Consider the following 20,973-nt stretch of genomic DNA (forward strand, 5'->3'; position numbering starts at 1 on the left):
CCTTGATGTTACTAATTATCAAATATGAAAATATTATATAGACTCTGGATTGAAAAAAACGGAAAACCCGTATTCGGAAGAGGAGTCCACAACCTGCTTGAACTTGTCGAAAGTACGGGATCCCTTCATAAGGCCGCAGAAGAGCTCAAGATGTCATACCGGGCGGCATGGGGAAGGATAAGGGAATATGAGAAAAGGCTGGACATGACACTTGTTGAAAAAGGCAGACAGGGCAGAACCGGCGCAAAGCTGACGCCTGACGGGAAAAAGCTGATGGAAAATTTTGCAAAATTGGAGAGCAGATTTGACGAATTGACAAACCTCAAGGACTTTAAAGAAATATTTCATCCAATGAAAAAAAGCAAATAGGAATGTTTCAGAAAAACAACCCGGTTGCGGTATCAAAATCAGGCCAATGCATATATGAAAAAGTGGTTTGGAAATTATATTTGTTCAAGGATAGTTATGTCGTCAACAGCCAGGATTGAAGTCTCTGACATTTCATGAAGGTGATGTAATGCCCAAAATCCCCTTACCAGTGGCGGCCAGGCTGCCGCTTTATTATGAATATGTTCTTGAAACGGAAAAAGCGGGTATGCCCTTCATTTCTTCAAACATGATTGCCGGGCAACTGGGCTATACATCATCGACAATCCGCCAGGACATGATGTCGCTTGGAAAAATCGACAGTTCATCCAGCGGCTACAGCATATCAAGCCTTAAGGCTGCCCTTGAAGATGTGCTCGGCATATCAAAAGGCGCAAACATGGCGCTTATCGGTATCGGAAGCCTGGGTCTTGCTCTGGCGCACAGCAGGCAGTTCATGGAAAAAAACTTTATCATAAGGGCGCTGTTTGACAAAAAGCCGGATATCATCGGCTCGGTCATTGACGGCATACCTGTTTATCCCATGTATGTTATGCCCGAAGTAATTCAAAGCGAGCGCATCACTATTGGCATTATTGCCACTACGCCTTCTTCAGCCCAGGAGGTTGCAGATTCACTTGTTTTGTCAGGCATAAAAGGTATATGGAACTTCACGCATGTAGCGCTCAAGGTCCCCAGGCATGTCAGGGTGGAAAATGTAAATGTGCTTCCTTCACTTTTCAAGCTTTCCCTGCTTCTGAAAACCGATGAAAAAGATTGAAGTGAACCGGCTAAGGGTTTATAATCCCGACAATAAAAAATTCTTCAGGAGGTGTTTTAGATGAAGGCAATTTTTGCACTGATAAAAAATCTTATTCTGCTTCCCATAAAGCTGGCGATGTTTGTCATCACCCTTCCCTTAAAAATCATAAAGCTTGTCTTTTCGGTATTAGGTTCGATTACAAAGCTCATCTTCAAGGTTATAAAACTTTTCCTCAATCCTCTGGTTCTTCTTCTCGGACTCGGTGGAGCAGCAGCATTTGTTTTCAGCTGCGAGGAAAGACGTAAAAAAGTCCTCGGAATGCTCGGGCTGTAGAATATTTACAGCCGGTATAACCGGCATACTTGTTTATGAATACATCACGGCCGCTTCCCTTTAAGGGAAGGGCCGTGAATATTTAGAATAATCCCCTGGAAACAATGCCTATTGAAAAGCTTATCGCAAATGGAATCAAAATCATTGATATCGATGAAAAGATCCATATACTTCAGGGGCTTAACAGGAGCCGTTCCCCTTACTCCAACTCTTTTCTGATCACTGACGGCATCAATATGCTCCTTGATACAGGCTGCGGAATCAGTATTATCGAGCCTCTTCTTCAGAGCATCAAAATCGATCAGGCGGTACTGTCGCATTCACATCCCGACCACACATCGGGTTCATGGCTTTTAAACAATTCGGGTACAGGCATTTTCGTGCCTGAAGAAAACTCGGACTCAATAGGAAACTCCGATAGCCTCGCAACCCGGATGGTGGGAAAAGAACTGTCTGAAGCATGGAAAACCCAGTATCTGCCCGCAACAGGATACAAGGACTTTACCTTTGCCGGGTCATTTTCCGAGGGACATGAATTTTTCACCGGCAAGATTACGCTTACCGCAATCTCCACCCCCGGGCATACAAACGATCATTACTGTCTGTGGGAACCTGAGAGAAAGATCATATTCGGTTTCGATATAGACCTGAGCCCGTTCGGCCCCTGGTATGGAAACCCTGAAAGCGACATCGGCCTGTTTATAAAATCAATTGCCAGAATAAGGGAACTGCCTTTTGAGACATACCTTTCTTCCCACGCAAAACCGGTCAGCAGGGCTCATGCTTTAAGGCGCCTGTCCGCTTATGAATCCGTAATCGATTTCAGGGACAGCCTCATCTTCGAACTTATGCCTCAGGATAGACCTGTGATCCCTTCTGACATAACATGGATTTCCCCCATTTACGGGTGCGACTATAAGAACAAAATGGATGAGATCCTCTTTTATGGAGAAACAAATATGGTCTTAAAGCATCTTCAAAGGCTTTATAATACGGGCAGGATAATGATGCAGGACGGGACCTTCATGAAAAGGGCCTGAACATGCCCGGCCTCTACCTGCATTCAGGAAACAGCTTATCAAGGCTTTCGGAAAGGCTTACGGACATCATCAGGATAAACCCTCCGGAAACACCCCTGGAGCCCGAAACAATACTTGTACAGAGCCGGGGCATGCAGAGATGGTTGTCAATGCGTTTGTCCGAAGGGCTGGGCATTGCTTCGAATTTCCGCTTCCCCTTCCCCAACGCCTTTATTAATGAGCTTTTCGAGCGTGTTCTCGGCTCAGCGCCTGATAAGAGATATGCTCCCGAACGTCTTCTTTTTGCGGTAATGGGAATAATAGAGGCTGCAGGGGAAGAGAAGATTTTTAAGGCGCTTAAAAAATACATCTCAGGTGACGATACCGGCATCAGACTAGTACAGCTCTCGGAGCACATAGCGGATGCATTCGATCAGTACCTTATCTTCAGGCCTGAGATAATTCTTGGATGGGAAAACGACAAGAGGTTCTTTGCGGACGGCCAGGAAAAAGAGGCAGAGGAATGGCAGGCAATAATATGGAAAAAAATAATTTCCGGCCTTGGACCCCATCCCGCAGGTTTAAAGAGGGATCTTATAGCAAGGCTCATCTCTGAAAAACCGCTTCATCATCCAGAGCGCATATCCATGTTCGGAATATCGCATCTTCCCAATTTCCATCTTGAAATACTGAAGGCTTACGCCTTGACTGCGGACGTGCATGTCTTCGTTCTCAATCCCTGCCGCCAGTACTGGATGGATATCGAATCCGAAAGGAATATCCTCGGAAAAGAAAAAAAGGCGGGGTTATCATCACAGGAACTGCATCTTGAGACAGGAAACAGCCTGCTTGCCTCTATGGGAAAGCAGGGCGGTGATTTTCTCGGGTACCTCTACGGCCAGGACGAAACGATAACGGATGAAGAGGGCCTCTGGGAAGAACCTGATGAAGCCACCGTCCTGGGCCGGATAAAAAAAGGCATACTCGACCTTTCAGACGGCAATGATTCCTCGAAACGCATGATAGACCCCCGCGACGAATCCATTGCCGTACATTCCTGCCACAGCCCGATGCGCGAAGTGGAGGTGCTCAGGGACAATATCCTGTCTATGTTCGAAAAGGACCCTTCACTCAAACCGGAAGAAATCCTCGTTATGTCGCCTGATATTAACATGTATGCGCCATATGTGGAGGCCGTATTCGGCGGCGAGACGGGTTCGGGGACATACATACCGTTTAACATTTCCGATACTCAGGAGATTGAAAGACCCCTCTCCGACGGTTTTTTCGGCCTGCTCGGCCTTTCCGACAGGCGCTTCAGGGCCTCTCATATCATCTCCCTGCTGGATGAGCCGGTAATAAGGACCAGATTCGACATAACAGATGATGAGACCACCGTCATAAGGGAGTGGATAAGTGCAGCCTGCATACGCTGGGGGATAGATGCGGAAAACAGAAAAGGGCTGGGCTTCGACGCGACCGGCGAGAACACATGGCGGGCAGGCCTCGACAGTCTGCTCCTGGGATACGCCATGCCTGGCGGCATCCTCTACAAAGGCATCCTGACCGCTCACGGCATCGAGGGCGAGAGGGCCCACCTGCTGGGGAGATTCCTCACATTCACCGATATGGCGTTTCATTACGGCATGAGGCTTTCGGAAAAACTGGATCTTAACGAATGGAAAGATCTCCTTCTGAAAATGGTGGATGACATGCTCGATACCAGTGAATGCATTCAGGGGGCAGCAAGTCTCAGGTCCGCAATATCGGAGCTGGCGCAAACAAACGGTTATCATGGCAGGCTTTGCATACAGGCAGTCGAGTACCTGATTAAGACCTCGATTAGAAAACCCGTAACGGGACGGTTCCTCACAAAAGGTGTTACATTCTGCTCTCTGCTTCCAATGAGGAGCATACCTATGAAGATCATCTGCCTCATCGGCATAAACGACGACGCCTATCCCAGGCAGGATATCCCCGCCGGATTCAACCTGATTCGTAAAAACCCCAGAAAGGGCGACCGCTCGCTGAGAGATGACGATAGGTACCTTTTCCTCGAATCCATTATTTCTGCAGGCAAGAGGCTATACATAAGCTATACAGGACAGGACATACGGGACAATTCGAAGAGGCCGCCGTCAGTTCTGGTAAGCGAACTGCTTGACCATATAAAAGCTAATTTCTACATAGACGGACTCAAAGAGGACGATCCGGATGAAAGAGACAAGGCCTTTGAAGACAGGTTCGTCACAAAACACAGACTTCAGGGGTTTTCCCCGAAATATTTCACGGGCGAAGACGGAAGGCTTTTCAGCTATTCGAAAGGCGACTGCGAAACCGCAAAGGCTCTTATCCGCAAGGATCCAATCCCCATAAAGCCGTTTATCTGCTCACCTGTAAAGTGTGATCCTGCGGAATTCAGAAACCTTTCCGCAGAGACTCTCGCCGAGTTCTTCAGAAACCCTGTAAGGTTCTTCCTGAGAAGAAGGCTCGGTATAAGCATAAGGGGCAGCGATGAAGAGATCGAGGACAGGGAGGCCATAAAAACCGGCAGCCTCCAGAATTTCAAAATAAGCCAGACTATCGTGGAAAGCCTCATGAAGGAAACGGATCCCCTGCCCCTGCTTATGGCAAGCGGCCTGCTTCCGCATGGCTCGCTGGGAGAGGCCCTTTACAGGGAGCTTCTCGGACAGGCAAAAGAGCTGATCGCGACCGTGATGAATATTGCAGGCTCGGGCCCTACCGAGATTAAAGCTTTTGAATTGAACCATAACGGCCGTGTAATATCGGGCAGCTTCGAACTCAAAGGCGGGTGCCCGTTTTCCTTCAGGCCCTCTGTCATAAGTGCCAAGCATATCTTAAACGCCTGGCTTACGCATGTCATGTTCAACGTTCTCAATGAGGGCGGGACATCTCTCCTTGCAGGATTCGAGAAAAAGGATAAACAGCGCGTACCTGCCGTAATAAGATTCGGACCCCTCACGGATCCCGAAAAAACACTCGGGAACATTCTTGAACTTTTCTCATCCGGCATTTCCCGTCCTGTCCATTTCTTCCCCGAGATATCCATGAACTATGTCGAAAGCATAAGGAAAAAAGGCGAGGATAAGGCGTTCATAGCAGCAAAAAACGCATGGATCGGAAACGATTTCGATCAGGGAGAAAAGGATAAAGACCCTTATTACCTCATATATCCGGGCGAGACATCCCCCATAGACGAAGGCTTCAAGGAAGCAAGCGCAGCCTTCTTCAGCGAACTTCTTGAAAACTGCACGTGGGAAGAATTATGATTTTCGACCTTGAAAAAATTCCCCTTCACGGCGTTCATCTGATCGAAGCCAGCGCAGGCACAGGAAAGACATACTCGATAGAAGGGCTCTACATAAGGCTCATAGAAAGCGGTCTGAGGCCGGATCAGATACTCGTGGTAACGTTCACCGAGGCCGCTACATCGGAATTGAGGGACAGGATTCGCACGCGCCTCAGAAAAAATCAGTCCATGCGGGAAAAAGAGGGCGACAGCGGAAAGGCCGGTCTCCTGCGCTCTGCCGTACTTGCTTTCGATACTGCGGCCATATTCACCATACACGGGTTCTGCTACCGCATGCTGAACGAGATGGCCTTTGAAACGGGCTCCGCATATGCACTCGAACTCATCACGGATCAGACGGACATCGCAATGGATACGGTCTGGGACTTCTTCAGGAAATATATCTACAATCTGCCGCAGGAGTACCTCGCCAGGGCTAAGCTGTCTCCAGACGATTTCCTGAAAACAGCCCGCATGGCAGGCCCGGGAACACGCATAATCCCAGAGGTTGCAAGGCCCGGCATCGAAAGCGGGATAGTCTCTGCCAAGACAGCATACAGCGATATCCAGGCGACATGGAAGCAGTCGAGGCATCAGGTCTGCGGCATACTCGAGACATCAAGTCTCCTGAACAGAAAATCCTACCAGAGAAAAACAGTCGCAAAAGCCATAGAGGAAATGGACGGTTTTGTTGAAGATGGTTTCACCACGGTCCTATTCGACAGGTTCAAATATTTCAGACATTCTTTTATGGCGGAAATGTCGAACAGGGCGGAAATTCACATCGACAGGCCGCTTCACCCGTTTTTCGAACACTGTGACGGTTTTGCCGAGATTTTCACCGGACTGAACGATGCATTCAATGCCATGACAATATGGCTCAAGCGTAAGTTCACAGACTTTTATATGAGCAACATGCCTCTTAAAAAGGAATCGCTCGGCAGTCTTCATTTCGACGACCTGCTCCTCAAGATGAGGCAGGCGCTCGCTTCAGGCGGCGAAGGCATGAAGAACGCCGTGAGGGAGAAATTCAAGGCCGCGCTCATTGACGAATTCCAGGACACTGACCCCGTGCAGTGGGAGATATTCAGCACGATTTTCTCGGACGGCACGATGTACCTCATCGGTGACCCCAAACAGTCCATATACGGCTTCAGGGGTGCTGACATATTCACATATCTAGATGCCAAGAAGGGCATTCCCGAAAAAAACATCCACCGGCTCGATACGAACCGCAGGTCTGTAAGCCCTCTGGTGGAAGCGGTCAACAGGCTGTTCGCAAAAGGGCCGTTCGGTCATGCGGGCATACCTTATGAAAGGGTCGAGCCCTATGGAAAAGAGCCGCAGACAGGGCTCACAGGAGAGCCTCTCAGGATATGGACGCTGGGAGACCCCTCAGCGGAAATGAACAAGGATGATGCTGCACGACAGGCGGCTGAGGCGGTTGCGGCCGAGGCGGCCAGACTCATAAACATTGAACACCTGCGGCCGGGATACATAGCCGTGCTTTCACGCAAATGGCGACAGGCAGATCTTGTCCGTGATGCCCTTGTCCGTCGAGGCATAAAGTGCATCATAACGAGCGATGAAAAAGTCTTTTCAAGCCCGGAGGCTCTGTTGATGAGACTCTTCCTCGACGCAGCAAGGGAACCTTCCAGGTTCGACCTTATAAAGGCATGTCTGGCAAGCCCCCTTTTCGGTATGTCGGCTGATGAACTGGCGACACTTGATGAAGATTCCGTCGCCAGGGATGTTCTTATAACCGGATTTCTGCAATATCACGAGCTCTGGAGGGACTATGGTTTCATGCGCATGTTCAGGGAGTTCTACGGCGGCGGTGCGAGAGAAAGGCTTGCCGCGCTGCCCGGGGCCGAGCGGAGGCTTACGAACATGCAGCACCTGGCCGAGCTTCTGCACCTGGCCGAGACCTCCGGTAAAACCGGAATGGATTCCCTGATAGTCTGGCTGAACGAGAAGACTGGCGGAAATACCGGATCCGGCGAATCCGAGCTGAGGCTTGAAAGCGACGAGGATGCGGTAATTATAACCACGGTCCACAAGAGCAAGGGCCTGCAGTACCCGGTGGTCTTCATCCCGTTCGCCTGGGACGAAACCGATACAAAAGACGTCGTCTTCAATGACAGCGGTACGCGCGTCCTCGACCTGGGCTCCGAGGATATGGCATTGAACAGACAAAAAAGCACCGAAGAATCCATGCAGGAGAGCATGCGCCTTCTGTACGTGGCGCTCACACGCGCGACCGACAGGTGCTATCTGATGAACTGCAATATCCACAGGAGCTATAATACGGCGCTTGAAACGCTTCTGCTGGGCGAAGACGCATCATCGCTCAACTCGGATTACATAAGACTCGAACCTGCACCGCAAACAGATGTCATAAAAAGTGTACCCCCTGAAAAGGCAGCACCTGAACTTGCTGCAAGGCAGTTCGAGGCAGGCATTGACATGAGCTTCGGCATCATGAGCTATACATCGCTCAGCAAGGGCGTTTATTCGGAAGGCCGCGATGTGGATGCATCCACCAACCGCCGCGGAGACCAGCCCGCGGGCCTCGGCATACCGTCCATGCCCAAAGGCGCTGCAACCGGCAACATGCTCCATGAAGTAATGGAGCTTATCGACTTTAAAAATCCGGATGCAGACCTCATCAAAGAGGTAATGAAAAGACACGGTTTCGATGAGAAGTGGCTCGATGCTGTAAGTTTAATTATACAAAACGTCCTTTCAGTGGAGGTTGAGCCGGGTTCCAGGCTGGAAGGCATAGGCATGGATAAAAGGCTTTCGGAACTCGAATTCATGCTTCCAGTCGCAAGCCTTGACTCACAGCACCTGAACCCGGTCTTGAAACGTTCATATATGGACACCGACCTGAAGTCCATCCTCGAGGCGCTCGACATAAAACCTTCGCGCGGGTTTTTAAGGGGTTTCATTGATCTCGTGTTTGAACTGAACTGCAAGTTCTACATCGTCGACTGGAAATCGAACTATCTCGGACCCGAGCCGGAAGACTATGGTGATGAAGCCTTGAAAAATGAAATGACCGCCGAATATTATGTGCTGCAGTACCATATCTATACCCTGGCCCTTCACAGATACCTCATGCTGAGGCTCCCCGGATACAGCTATGAAAGACATTTCGGCGGAGTGCTCTATATCTTTCTAAGGGGCGTGAATAATAAGAAGCAGACCGGTATATACCGCGCAAGGCCTGATGAGAAAACCGTCGGCGCGCTGGCCGCCGGACTGCTGGGGGAGATGGACAATGTCTGAAGAAGCATTCGCCCAAATAGACCTCCACCTTGCCGGGCTGATAGAGAGGCTTTCCGGCAGCCGTACGGCTGGGTCAGCGGCAGCGCTCGCAGGCAGGGCCTTGAGCGAGCGTAACATCTGCGCAGACCTTGCCGGATACGCTGGCAGAGAAATTGAAAGCATCGGAGTCTTGCCCGATGCCGCGTCATGGGAAAAGGAGCTTCTGGCTTCAGGCGTCGTGAGCCAAGGTGATGATATCGCCCCTCTCGTACTCGATAACGCGGGCAGGCTCTACCTGATGAGATATTTCCTGTATGAACAGAGACTTGCCGGTAGAATTCTTTCGCTCGCATCACAGCCTGTATGTTTTGACGCGCGCAGGCTCAGAGAAGGCCTCGCCAGACTCTTCCCCGGAAATGCAGATGAGATCGACTGGCAGAAGATCGCCTCCATAGCCGCGGCCACAAGGAGCTTTTCCGTTATCACGGGCGGGCCGGGAACGGGCAAGACCACGACCGTGGCCAGGATACTCTGCCTTATCCTGGAGCAGGACCCCTCGCTTAAGATAGCCCTTGCCGCGCCCACCGGAAAGGCCGCCAAGCGTCTGGGCGAGGCGGTGTCGAATGCGCTCGGCGCGCTCGACTGCGAAAAGAGCATAAAAGACGCCGTACCGTACGAGGCCCTGACCATTCACCGTCTCATAGGGCTTGGCAGCGACCCGTCCAGACCTGCATACAACGAGAAAAGGCCCCTTGCTGCAGACGTCATCGTCATCGACGAGGCCTCCATGGTGTCTCTGCCGCTCATGTCAAGGCTTGTTTCGGCCATGAAGAACGGCTCGCGCCTTATACTCCTTGGCGACAGGGACCAGCTCTCTTCTGTCGAGGCAGGCTTCGTGCTTGGCGACATATGTGATAACGGAACCGTCCATGAATATTCGAGGGAATTCTCCCTGCTAGTGAAAGACCTGACAAGCCATGAACTACAGCACGGCGGAAAATCCCTGCAGGATTCCATTGTCGAACTCAGGAAGAACTACCGCTTCTCTTCGTCTTCCGGGATTGGCCTTTTGAGCACATGCATAAAAGAGGGCCGCTTCAGAGCCGGAATGCCGGAGCAGGATGGCGGCGTTGTCATCAGGCCTTCGCCCGGAAGGGCCGGGATAAGAAAGGCACTTGCCGAAACCGTGATAGAGCGCTTCTCGCCGTACATAAAGGCCAGGGACATGGGTGAAAAGCTCGATCTTTTCAACTCGTTCAGGATACTGTGTGCGCTGCGTGAAGGCCCTTACGGCGTATCGGGCATGAATGCGGCTGTCGAGGGCATACTAGCCTCGGCCGGACTTATCTCTCCCCGCGGCGAATACTATGATATGATGCCTGTCATGATAACCAGAAATGACTACACGTTGAGGCTCTTTAACGGTGACATAGGCATAGTTGCGAAGAGGCCGGACGGCAGGCTGGAGGCATGGTTCTCCCAGACATCAGGCAATGTGCAGACGATTAGGAATATCCCGGTGGCAAGGCTTCCGGAGAACGAACCCGTCTTTGCCATGACTGTCCACAAGTCGCAGGGCTCGGAATTTGATAATGTCCTTCTTATCCTGCCCGAAAAGGATTCCGAGGTGCTCACAAAAGAGCTCATCTACACCGGGATCACCCGCGCCAGAAACACCCTTGAGATATGGACGAATCCCGATATTCTGGAGACTGCTTCGAAAAGGACAGCACTCAGAGCAAGCGGCCTCAGGTATGCACTATGGGAATAAGATATCAAAGGATACTTGGGATTATGTCCTTTAATGTTAATACAAATTTATTAGGAGGAAATGAATGGAATTAACAAAAAGAGAACAAAAGATATTATCGCCAAATTATTATAAGAAGCTAAGGCTTTCTCTCTGGCTCGGGATTTTATTATTCTGCAGGCCTTGATCCATGACAAATTGACCATTTCGTCTCATTTCACGGTCTGATACATAAGGTCTTCCAAGAAAAAAGCAATAAGGTGTATTAATTGTCAGGTGCTGAATATGGGACCTGGGAACAAGTCCGGGTTTAATGATAAAGTATCAGGAGGCGTTATGCTATCACGTAATCTTGGACAATCAGGGATTTCAGTATCGGCCATCGGACTTGGATGTATGGGGCTTTCCGAATTTTACGGACAACCCGCGCAGGAATCTGATGCGATCTATCTGCTCCACAAGGCTCTAGATTTAGGGATCACTCATTTCGATACTGCGGAAATCTACGGCCTGGGACGCAATGAGCAACTGCTGGGTAAGGCCTTTGCCGGACGCTGGGACCGGATTGTTCTGGCTACCAAATTCGGTCCGCAAAGAGACCAGGCCACAGGGGCCTTCTTGGGGGTGGACGGCTCTCCAGCCAATGTCCGGAAATCCTGCGAAAAGAGTCTAAAGCGTCTGGGTACCGAAAGGATTGACCTCTATTATCTCCATCGTGTCGATCCGTCGACGCCAATTGAAGATACAGTTTACGAGATGGCTAAGCTGGCTCAAGAGGGCAAGATAAGGGCCCTTGGCCTGTCAGAGGCTTCTGCAAAAACCATCGAGCGGGCGCATGCCGTTCATCCCATTGCAGCGCTTCAGACCGAGTACTCCATATTCAGCCGTGATATTGAGAAGGACATCCTCCCCATCTGCGTAAAACTCGGTATCAGTCTGGTAGCCTACTCGCCCCTGGGCAGGGGGATGCTGACCGGCCGTTATACATCAATCGGTGATAGGCCAACCAGTGATGATGATTACCGGTCACAGATGCAGCCCCGGTTTCAGCCGGGAAATATCGAGTCCAACCTCAAGCTGGTGGAAGCTGTAAATGAGATCGCCGCTCAAAAGGGATGCATGGCGGCGCAGGTTGCCTTGGCCTGGGTGCTGGACCAAGGAGATCATGTCGTAGCTATTCCAGGCACGACCAAGCTAGCCAATCTTGAGACCAACCTCGGGGCGCTTGACTGCCGCCTAACAGAAGAGGATCGAGCTAAACTCAATAAACTGGCGGATCGGGTGTTAGGAGACCGGTACTCGCCTGAAGAGATGGCGGGGGTCAACAAGTAACAACTGCGGGACCAAGCCTTAACTCAGAGGTCAACAGCTTTAGACCCGGCACGCGCTTCGAGCGTAAATAAAAACTGCCAATGTCTGAAGGCCACAGAAAAAAATGCATTGTAAAACCGGGTTTAATAACCTCATGATTTAAGCAAAAAACTTGCAAAAAATTATCAATTCTTTAAAATACACTTCAGTCGCAACTGGCGTTCTAGATGGAAATAACCATCGGGAAGCTCCATTCTTCTGCCGTACGCCTGGGCAGGAGACAACAATTCAAAATAAATGGAGGGACCCATGGTTAAAAAGAGACAAGACGCAACAATCGAAAAATCTCATTTTGAAAATCATGAAAATCAGATCAACAGCAACTGGGAGGCTCTTGAGCAAAACGATCCTGAAGTATTTCAGGCCATTCTGGGTGAAGAGCAAAGGGAACGAAAAGGGATTGAACTGATCCCGTCTGAAAACTACACCTATCCGGAAGTTCTGGCCGCCAACGGCTCCATATTCACGAACAAGTATTCCGAAGGATACCCGGGAAAGCGCTATTACGGCGGACAGGAATTTACGGATAAAATCGAGAGCCTGGCAATCGAGAGGGCAAAAAAGGTTTTCCGATGTGACCATGTAAACGTCCAGGCGCTCTCGGGCTCTCCCATGAACCAGGCTGTTTATCTGGCTTTTCTGAAGCCTGGCGACACAATCCTCGGCATGGACCTTTCCCATGGAGGGCACCTTACGCACGGCGCACCGGTATCCCATATGGGGAAGCTCTTCAATTTTGTCAGATATAAAACCGATCCCGAGAATTCGGGCAGGATCGATTTCGATCTTTTAATGAAAACAGCGATGGAAACGAAGCCGAAGATTGTGCTCTGCGGTTATACATCATACCCGAGAGACTATAACTATGAGGATTTCAAAAGGGTGGCAGATAAGGTCGGCGCAATCACCATGGCGGATATCTCCCACATCGGAGGGCTGATCGCAGGCGGGGTCATGAAAAACCCCTTTGACAGCGGATTCGATATCGTTACCACGACGACGCATAAAAGCCTCAGAGGCCCCAGAGGCGCCCTGATCATGTGTAGGTCCGAATACGCCAATGCAATAGATAAGTCCGTATTTCCGGGGCTCCAGGGCGGGCCTCACATGCAGACAATAGCAGCAATCGCCGTGACACTGGGCAAGGCTCTTTCCCCTCAATTCAAGGAATATGCTGCGCAGATTTTAAAGAATTCCAGGGTGCTTGCAGAAACGCTCATGAAGAACAGAGTAAAACTGATTACCAACGGCACGGATAATCACATGATGGTGATAAATGCGGTAAAGAGTTTCGGAATAGACGGGAAAGAGGCGGAATGGCTTCTCGACCGCATATCCATAACCACCAATAAACAGATTATTCCGGATGACACAAACCCGCCTCTTAAACCGAGCGGCATCCGCCTCGGAACGCCTGCCGCAACAACCCGCGGCATGAAAGAGCCGGAAATGGTTCAGATCGGTAACTGGATCAGCAGGCTTCTTAAAAATGCACGGGATGAAGAATTGATCCGCAATATGAAGCAGGAGATCGAAGAATTCTGCATGAAATTTCCGGTTCCAGGACTGATCCTTGCTTAGGGCTTAATAATTGCAAGATCGGTTTCTTTTACTGCATATTTGACATCCCCTTGTCTGTTTTTCACAGGCATCGCAGGGAACTACTCGTGGATATTTTGTCCTATTTCCACCTGTTGAATTTCTTCAGCACGGTTTCGGCCTGGTCCCTGTCGGCAACGTTCACATGCATCCATACGCCTTCGGGTCTGAGCCCGGCTATCAGAATGTCCACCTCGTCGACCTCGACCTCCTGCAGCTGGATTCCCTTGCCCGCGGCCTGAATTTTTTTGTACAGGTCCATATAGTCGCTGGCCCTGCCCCGGCCTGCACCGTGGACCCACTGTATCATGTTGAGTTCCTCGATTGTAAGCAGGCTGTCAAGGTGCCTCATGCAGCCCGGGCCGTCCAAGTGGTGGACGTTCGCTTCCATATACCGGTTCTCTTCCCTGAGTCCTTCAAGGAAAACTTCGTTAAAATCTTTGGGAGAGATCATGTACGAGAAATCGTTCGAAGGCACATGCCACTTATAGGTGGATACGATACCGGGCCAACCCGTGCATGGCTGATGCGCTTTCGTAAGCTTGTCATAGTAGTAATCGTAAAGCCTGAAGAAATCCTGAGTCACTTTCTTCAGTGCTAGCTTTACCTGCTCCCTGTTGTCATAAAGGTCCATCGCCAGGTTCGAAGGCCCCCTGAATCCTGCAAGACAGTCGGCCCCCGGGTGTATATCGGGCCAGGAGACATAAAACTTGTTTTTCCCTGCATCGAGGAAACCGGCATACTGCTCTTCAAGCTTGAGGAAATACTGATTCTTCCAATCAAAGGACAGTTTATCGGCATCATCCCATTTCATCAGGAACGGTTCTATAAAGGACGTGTCCTGCTCGAAGTGCAGCGTACCCCCGTAACATGCGGCAAAGAAATCGGGCCCAAGATTGGGCATGACCCTGGGCAGTGCGTCGCCCATGCAGCATGTACCCATAGCTATCGCAGACCAGAGCTTGACCTGAAAGTCCGTATCGAGCCACCACTCTTCGAATGAGGCATGCCGCTTTTCCGGGAACGGATAGTCAGGGTTATACTCGAAAAATGTCAGATCAACCACGGGCCGGTCGATGATTTCTCTATGCCAGGCCGCATCCTGCCTTTTGATGCGCATCTCCCAGTCATCAATATTCTCGATGGGCATTATATCATTGATGTCAATCATGATATCACATACCCATCAGGGTTCTCCCAAGATCGGCCGCTTCCGCGGCATTCTCGGCATAACCGTCTGCATTTATGCTGATGGCGAACTCTTTATTGACAGGGGCCCCTCCTACAATAACTTTTGCAGGTATGCCTTCAGAACGCAGCCCATCGATGATGGTCTTCATATAGGACATTGTCGTAGTCAGCAGGGATGATATGCCGATTATATCGGGATTATGCTCTTTTGCTGCATGGACAAATCTTTCCAGACTGACATCAGTACCCAGATCAATCACTTTGAATCCGGCGCCCTTGAACATTATCCCGACCAGGTTCTTGCCTATGTCATGCAGGTCTCCCTTTACAGCGCCAATAATAAAAGTGCCTTTGGATTCGACTCCGACTTTGACCATTTCGGGTTCCAGTATGCTCAGGGCTTTGTTCATGGCACGTGCCGCAATGAGCATTTCAGGCACGAATATTTCGCCTTTTTTGTATTTATCGCCTATTTCCTGCATGGCTGAAACAAGTCCGTTCTCAAGGATATCCGACGCGCTTATCCCTTCCTTGATGGCGTTTTCCGTCAGTTCCGCCGCCATATCCATATCACCGGTATAGACCGCACTGGAAAGTCTCTCCAACAATTTCATAATCACCTCACCGGGAAAATTTCCCTTGTATTTTTACAGGTTAAACGGAACTTCTCCAACACATTTCAAATATCATTATTTTATAAAAGAACTGTTTTTTCTTTTTTGAACCCGGTCTCAGCCCCTGCCGAATTTGAAGATTGTAGCCTCTCTGTAAATTCTTCCCGGATAGAGTTCAATAGTCGGGAAATCAGGATGATTAGGCGAGTCAGGATAATGCTGCGTCTCCAGGCAGAAGCCGCCCCTCTTCTGATAAACGGCACCGGATTTTCCCTTCACGCTTCCATCGAGAAAATTGCCCGAATAGAATTGCATGCCCGGCTGAGTGGTAAACACCTCCAGAACCCTTCCGCTTTTAGGTTCTCTGACAATGGCTGCCTTTCTGAATTTTCCCGTATCACCCGAGATGACATAGTTGTGATCGTACCCCCCGGCAAGCATCAGCTGTTGATAGTTTTCGTTTATCCTGTCGCCTATCCTTGTTTGAATCTGAAAGTCCATCGGCGTATTTTTTACTGAAAGCTCGGCGCCGATGGGTACAAGACTTTTGTTAACGGGAAGGAAGTATTCCGAGTTGAGCCACAGTTCATGATCAAGTATGTCGCCCGAACCTGCCAGATTGAAATACGAATGGTTTGTAAGGTTGACAACCGTTTTTTTATCGGTCTGTGCAAAGTAGTCGATTCTCAGGGCATTATCATTTTTCAATGAAAAAACCACTCTGACCAGGAGATTGCCGGGATAGCCTTCTTCATTATCAGGGCTTAAATATGTCATTTCAAGACTTAGGCCGTTTTCGAGCTCAACCTCTCTGGCCTTCCACAAAACCTTGTTGAAACCTTTCAACCCGCCATGAAGATGCGAATCTCCAGCATTTCTGGCAAGTTCGTAAACCCTGCCGTTAAGGGTGAATCTGCCCTTGTCAATCCGGTTGGCTACCCTGCCGATTGTTGACCCTGCATATATACTGTCGTTAAGGTATTCCTCGGCGGTATCATAGCCGAGAACCACATCGGCCATTATCCCAGCTGTATCGGGACAGATTACAGATACTATTGTCGCGCCGAAATCTGTCAGTTTGACCTCGATATCCCCTGCAGAAAGATGCCAGAGACTAGCTTCCTTGCCATCGGACAGCCGGCCGAATTCAAGTTGTTCAATCTTCATAAACTTTTCTTTAGTTCCACGTTGACAGTCTATTTAACTGCCTGTCCGGCTTTTTCTTCTTTATGGAAAGGATCATAGAAAAGACTCTTGGGAAGATCATAGACAATCTTTTTCACTGCCAGAAAAGGGAAGCCGACTATATATCCCACACCGTATGAAAGCCATACCACAGGCTTGCTGCCCATAACCGCCAGTTCGGTACCGACAGGTACGGGATTGTCTTTTTCAGGATCCTGCCCGGTTTCGAAGAGAATGATCGGGAAAACGCCGTACCCTAATATACCCGCAGGCACTACGATAACCATTCCCAGAGGCAGTCCGACCAGACCGCCGGCCATCATTCCTATATATGTCGGGAATAAAACAGCGAATCCCTCGTTCTTATAAGGTACCGGAGGAAGAGTCATCTTGATGCTTGAAATCGCATCGTCCTGGGGATCGTTATTGCCTTCGGGCAGTGACAGTTCCGGTTTTGCCGGACTTGAATCGGCGTTTGCAACCTGAACATCTGCAGAATATGAGCTGGTACCAATAAGAAGCATCAGGACCGTGAAGAATATAACCGCCGCAAGACCTTGCTTCCTTTTTAACATCATTTCCATTCATCCTCCTTATACGGTCTATCTCCGGATAAATCTTGAAAACAGAAGCAATCCCCGTAAGAATCGGCATGTTTCCAATAATGTTTCACCTGCTGATTACTCCTTTTCAGCTTCCTTCTCAACTCAAATGTTATCGGCATTCCCATTTATGGTATATCGAAACGGCGTGATTTTTTCTTTTAAGATCGGTTCAATTCTGGAAACTGTTCTTGACCCCATGAGTAAAACATTTATACTTTATCCAAAACTTTTTTAATGAGGTGGTTGCATGAGAAAACTGCTCATTTTCATACCGGTTGCAATAATAATGTTCATTCCGGGAATTTCCATTGCTGCGGAGCCTGATGATTATATAAACCTCAAGGCGGGCTGGTTCTGGCCCAATACATCTTCCAAAGGGCTGAAGGACTTCAAGCAGGCGCCGGTTTACGAATTCGACTATGGCAGAAATTTCGGCAGAAATTTTTCTTTAGAGCTTGGCGGGACATATTATCAAACTAAAAGCGAAGACAACTCTGATTACACGGTAAAGTTCTATGGCCCCTTGGCAACCCTGAAAGGCAAAATACACCCGATAGATCAGGTTGAGCTCTACATAGGTGCCGGCGCCGGATATTACTGGAGCGAAGTGGATAATAAAGACCTCAATACCAAAGGCAGCGGCATCGGCTGGCATGCGGTGCTAGGCGGCGGATACAGGATAATTGACAGTCTGGCCCTGGGGGTTGAAGGAAAATACTCACAGACGAAACTAAAATCCGACGACTGGACCGACAATATCGACTTCGGCGGAATATCCGCCTCGCTTTACCTGAAGTATATGTTCTGAAACAAGCAGAGTGAAGGATGGAAAAACCTTCACCCTGCATCATATCAATTGCTGCGACCTGACCCCTTGGGTTTTCCTCATCACCGCGGCATCAGCGCGAACACACCCCAGCCCAGGTATTCACGCGAGTAAGTCACGTAACGCCCGGGTTCCGAGCTAAGTTGGTCCCGGACCTCTTTCGCCATATCGTCGCCGGGATTGGCTTCAAGCCACCTTCGCATGGTGAGCCATTTGGCTGCCTCGTATCTGTCCCAGCCGTCCTGGTCAGCCAGAACCATTTCAACGACATCGTAGCCGAGCCGGCCGAAAGACGCGATAAGTTCCGGAAGTATGAAAAAATCTGAGATTGAGTGGGCAAGACACCCTTTGGCGATATCTTCGGTCGGCGGCAACTGCCGCCAGTAGGGTTCGCCGATGAGGATTATCCCTCCGGGGCCGAGGCTCCGCGCCAGAAGTTCGATGGTGCCTGCGACACCTCCACCGATCCAGGTGGCACCGAGGCAGGCTGCCACACCGACCTTTTCGTCAGAGACGTAGCCCGCAGCATCGCCGTGGATGAACTTGACTCTATCGGCGACGCCGAGTTCAACAGCACGGCGTTCCGCCTGCTCTGTAAACAACCGGCTCATATCGATGCCGGTGCCGGTAATGCCGTGATCGCGCGCCCAGGTGCACAGCATCTCCCCCGAACCGCTGCCGAGGTCGAGCACCCGGGTCCCGGTTTCCAGACGCAGCGCCGCGCCGAGAGTGGCGAGCTTTTCGGACGTGAACGGGTTATGTATGCGGTGAGCACTTTCAGTGATGTTAAATATCCGTGGAATGTCCATTTCAAAAAATCTCCTTTCGGGTGTTAATAAGCAAGAAAAGGTGTCTGATAGCTTCTAATTCCAGATCTATTTGTCAATTTTTGTGACCTGACCCCTCCCAGTTCCTGTATCCGGGTAATCGAAAGTGAATAGGATATGACCAACAAATTTGTCAAACTAAATTGTATATCAAAAAAAGGCCTTCCGGTTTCACTTGAGCTTTCCTTTCTGATTTCTTAAATGATGAATTAACCACTTGATGTTTAACGTGGCGTGTTATATTTTACAAGATATGATCAAATCCTTCAAATGCAGAAATACTCAGTTAATATTTGAAGGTAAATGTCCGAAACAATTTAAGGCATTTAAGTCAACGGCAGAACGTAAATTGCAATTGTTGGATTCTGCAATGACGATTGAGGATTTGAAAAGTCCGCCCGGCAACCGGCTCGAACAGTTAAAGGGAAACAGGACAGGTCAATGGAGCATCAGGATAAATGATCAATTCAGACTGTGTTTTCAATTCGAAAATGGCGAAGTAAGTCAAGTGGAAATAGTGGATTATCACTAAGGAGACAAAATATGGAAATAAAAAACAAAATGCGTCCGATTCACCCCGGAGAAATACTGAGAGAGGAATATCTCATTCCGCTTGAGATGACCGCGCATGCCCTTGCACTTGAATTGAAGGTTCCTGCACCGCGCATCAATGATATTGTCAGAGAACGCCGATCAATAACCCCGGACACTGCACTCAGGCTCAGCCGCTACTTTAACACCTCACCTGAATTCTGGCTTAACCTTCAGACCGTTTACAATCTGAAAATCGCCAGAAAAGAGCTGGGTTCTAAGATTAACAAGGAAGTACAGATTCGCAAGGCGGCATGAATTATGACACAAGTCTATTCGTTATTTTTTGCGACATGTCCACTCTGGCTTTGATAAATGAAGCTTCAATTAAGCTGCACGTCCGCATAAGGAAGGCAATATGCCAAACGAAATAATAAACGAGGTTGACTATGAAGAAACACCACCCCCGTCTGATCTCTGGAGAGCCACCGAATATAAATATGCCAATGACATTATCCAAAATGGTTTGCTCTACCTCAGAAACGTCCAAGAATATAGGGAAGATTTAGATCCCGAACGTGGTGATGCTACTGAGACAGATGGTCATTTTGTCCGACATGACGTACCATGCACTACCAGTCACACAAATCCGATCTTTTTATGGTGCACAACCCTCGAATCTGATCCGGATACAGTGCTCACAATATGGCGTAACTACGACACTGTCATTCACATTAGTGATCCTCAAGCATTAGCAGAACGAATTTTGCGAGCTGCTGTAATCAAAGGAGTGAGAGGAATTTCGTTCCACGCTGGCACGACAATCTACAATAAGGATTATAATGCCCCCCGTTTTTCAGACCACTGAATAAGGTGGATATTGGGAAAGGATTTATTGAAGATTTGAGGATGAGATGACCGAAAATCCTGTTAGCGGGGTAGAGATGAACAAGAGAAGAACACATAGTAATGAATTCAAGGCCATGGTGGCGCTTGAGGCTGTCCGGGGCGACAAGACGATAAACGAGATAGCATCTGATTATAAGATTCATCCGAATATGATTGCCAAGTGGAAAAAGCAGCTCATGGAAAGAATACCTGATGTATTTGAACACGGGATGAAGGAAAAACCCGATGATGCTGGAAAGGAAGAGCTTTACAAACAGATAGGGAAAATGAAGGTCGAACTGGACTGGTTGAAAAAAAAAGTCGGACTTATCGGTTGAGGACAAGCGTATGCTGATAGAACCCGGGCATGAAGTAAGCATCAGGAAGCAATGCGAGCTTATCGGGCTCAACCGGTCGAATCTTTATTATAAGCCGGTTCCGGAATCCGAAGAGGATATCCGGATAAAGAATATGATAGATGAGATCTACACGGATAAACCGTTTTACGGATACAGGAAGATGACG

The 20,973-nt window shown here is 49.2% G+C and carries 19 protein-coding genes; 14 read left to right on the plus strand and 5 right to left on the minus strand.

The genetic code is table 11. The features are described 5' to 3' along the window. The first annotated feature begins 24 nt into the window (after positions 1–24). From VIS94_15570 to glyA, 9 genes are all read left to right on the plus strand, one after another. Entirely contained in the window at positions 25–369 is a 345-nt protein-coding gene (locus VIS94_15570; protein ID HEY9162497.1) for a LysR family transcriptional regulator, read from the plus strand. Between the two features lie 148 nt (positions 370–517). Further along, positions 518–1,147: a redox-sensing transcriptional repressor Rex gene (locus tag VIS94_15575; protein ID HEY9162498.1), complete on the plus strand. Its 630-nt coding sequence runs from the start codon at positions 518–520 to the stop codon at positions 1,145–1,147. Positions 1,148–1,207: 60 nt separating this feature from the next. Further along, positions 1,208–1,462, plus strand: a complete 255-nt coding sequence (locus VIS94_15580; protein HEY9162499.1) for a hypothetical protein — start codon at positions 1,208–1,210, stop codon at positions 1,460–1,462. Positions 1,463–1,566: 104 nt separating this feature from the next. Continuing rightward, on the plus strand, positions 1,567–2,502 hold the full coding sequence (locus tag VIS94_15585; GenBank protein HEY9162500.1) for an MBL fold metallo-hydrolase: 936 nt from the start codon (positions 1,567–1,569) through the stop codon (positions 2,500–2,502). Between the two features lie 2 nt (positions 2,503–2,504). Next, positions 2,505–5,771, plus strand: coding sequence for an exodeoxyribonuclease V subunit gamma (gene recC / locus VIS94_15590; GenBank protein HEY9162501.1), 3,267 nt, complete (start codon positions 2,505–2,507; stop codon positions 5,769–5,771). Further along, entirely contained in the window at positions 5,768–9,082 is a 3,315-nt protein-coding gene (recB, locus tag VIS94_15595; GenBank protein ID HEY9162502.1) for an exodeoxyribonuclease V subunit beta, read from the plus strand. Before recC ends, recB begins: the two co-directional genes overlap by 4 nt. Then, positions 9,075–10,832, plus strand: coding sequence for an exodeoxyribonuclease V subunit alpha (gene recD, locus VIS94_15600; GenBank protein ID HEY9162503.1), 1,758 nt, complete (start codon positions 9,075–9,077; stop codon positions 10,830–10,832). The genes recB and recD overlap by 8 nt, the downstream gene beginning before the upstream one ends. 315 nt (positions 10,833–11,147) lie before the next feature. After that, positions 11,148–12,143 (plus strand): aldo/keto reductase, encoded by a 996-nt coding sequence (locus tag VIS94_15605; GenBank protein ID HEY9162504.1) that lies wholly within the window; start codon positions 11,148–11,150, stop codon positions 12,141–12,143. 288 nt (positions 12,144–12,431) lie between these two features. Continuing rightward, entirely contained in the window at positions 12,432–13,763 is a 1,332-nt protein-coding gene (gene glyA, locus VIS94_15610) for a serine hydroxymethyltransferase (GenBank protein ID HEY9162505.1), read from the plus strand. A gap of 100 nt (positions 13,764–13,863) precedes the next feature. On the opposite strand, the gene VIS94_15615 is transcribed toward glyA, so the two are convergent. The 4 genes from VIS94_15615 to VIS94_15630 form a co-directional block, all read right to left on the minus strand. Continuing rightward, positions 13,864–14,952, minus strand: coding sequence for a hypothetical protein (locus VIS94_15615; GenBank protein ID HEY9162506.1), 1,089 nt, complete (start codon positions 14,950–14,952; stop codon positions 13,864–13,866). Between the two features lie 4 nt (positions 14,953–14,956). Then, positions 14,957–15,586: a corrinoid protein gene (locus tag VIS94_15620; protein ID HEY9162507.1), complete on the minus strand. Its 630-nt coding sequence runs from the start codon at positions 15,584–15,586 to the stop codon at positions 14,957–14,959. 117 nt (positions 15,587–15,703) lie between these two features. After that, positions 15,704–16,753 carry an aldose epimerase family protein gene (locus VIS94_15625; GenBank protein ID HEY9162508.1) on the minus strand — a complete coding sequence of 350 codons (1,050 nt, stop codon included), beginning with the start codon at positions 16,751–16,753 and terminating at the stop codon, positions 15,704–15,706. Positions 16,754–16,782: 29 nt separating this feature from the next. Next, positions 16,783–17,355, minus strand: a complete 573-nt coding sequence (locus tag VIS94_15630) for a hypothetical protein (protein HEY9162509.1) — start codon at positions 17,353–17,355, stop codon at positions 16,783–16,785. Between the two features lie 268 nt (positions 17,356–17,623). Here VIS94_15630 and VIS94_15635 point away from each other — a divergent pair, with 268 nt between their 5' ends. Further along, positions 17,624–18,184: a porin family protein gene (locus tag VIS94_15635; GenBank protein ID HEY9162510.1), complete on the plus strand. Its 561-nt coding sequence runs from the start codon at positions 17,624–17,626 to the stop codon at positions 18,182–18,184. An 80-nt stretch (positions 18,185–18,264) separates the two neighbouring features. Here VIS94_15635 and VIS94_15640 read toward each other — a convergent pair whose 3' ends face one another. Beyond that, a complete protein-coding gene (locus VIS94_15640) occupies positions 18,265–19,011 on the minus strand; it encodes a class I SAM-dependent methyltransferase (protein HEY9162511.1) in 747 nt (248 codons plus the stop codon). A gap of 271 nt (positions 19,012–19,282) precedes the next feature. Between VIS94_15640 and VIS94_15645 the strand changes: the two genes are divergently transcribed. The 4 genes from VIS94_15645 (at position 19,283) to VIS94_15660 (ending at position 20,786) form a co-directional block, all read left to right on the plus strand. Beyond that, a complete protein-coding gene (locus tag VIS94_15645) occupies positions 19,283–19,561 on the plus strand; it encodes a type II toxin-antitoxin system RelE/ParE family toxin (GenBank protein ID HEY9162512.1) in 279 nt (92 codons plus the stop codon). Between the two features lie 11 nt (positions 19,562–19,572). Further along, positions 19,573–19,878 carry a HigA family addiction module antitoxin gene (locus tag VIS94_15650; GenBank protein HEY9162513.1) on the plus strand — a complete coding sequence of 102 codons (306 nt, stop codon included), beginning with the start codon at positions 19,573–19,575 and terminating at the stop codon, positions 19,876–19,878. A 100-nt stretch (positions 19,879–19,978) separates the two neighbouring features. Then, positions 19,979–20,428 carry a hypothetical protein gene (locus VIS94_15655; GenBank protein HEY9162514.1) on the plus strand — a complete coding sequence of 150 codons (450 nt, stop codon included), beginning with the start codon at positions 19,979–19,981 and terminating at the stop codon, positions 20,426–20,428. Positions 20,429–20,504: 76 nt separating this feature from the next. Beyond that, complete coding sequence (locus VIS94_15660; protein ID HEY9162515.1) at positions 20,505–20,786, plus strand: transposase; 282 nt, start codon at positions 20,505–20,507, stop codon at positions 20,784–20,786. Positions 20,787–20,973 lie beyond the last annotated feature (187 nt).

The organism is Desulfomonilia bacterium, assembly GCA_036567785.1.
GTDB lineage: Bacteria > Desulfobacterota > Desulfomonilia > UBA1062 > UBA1062 > DATCTV01.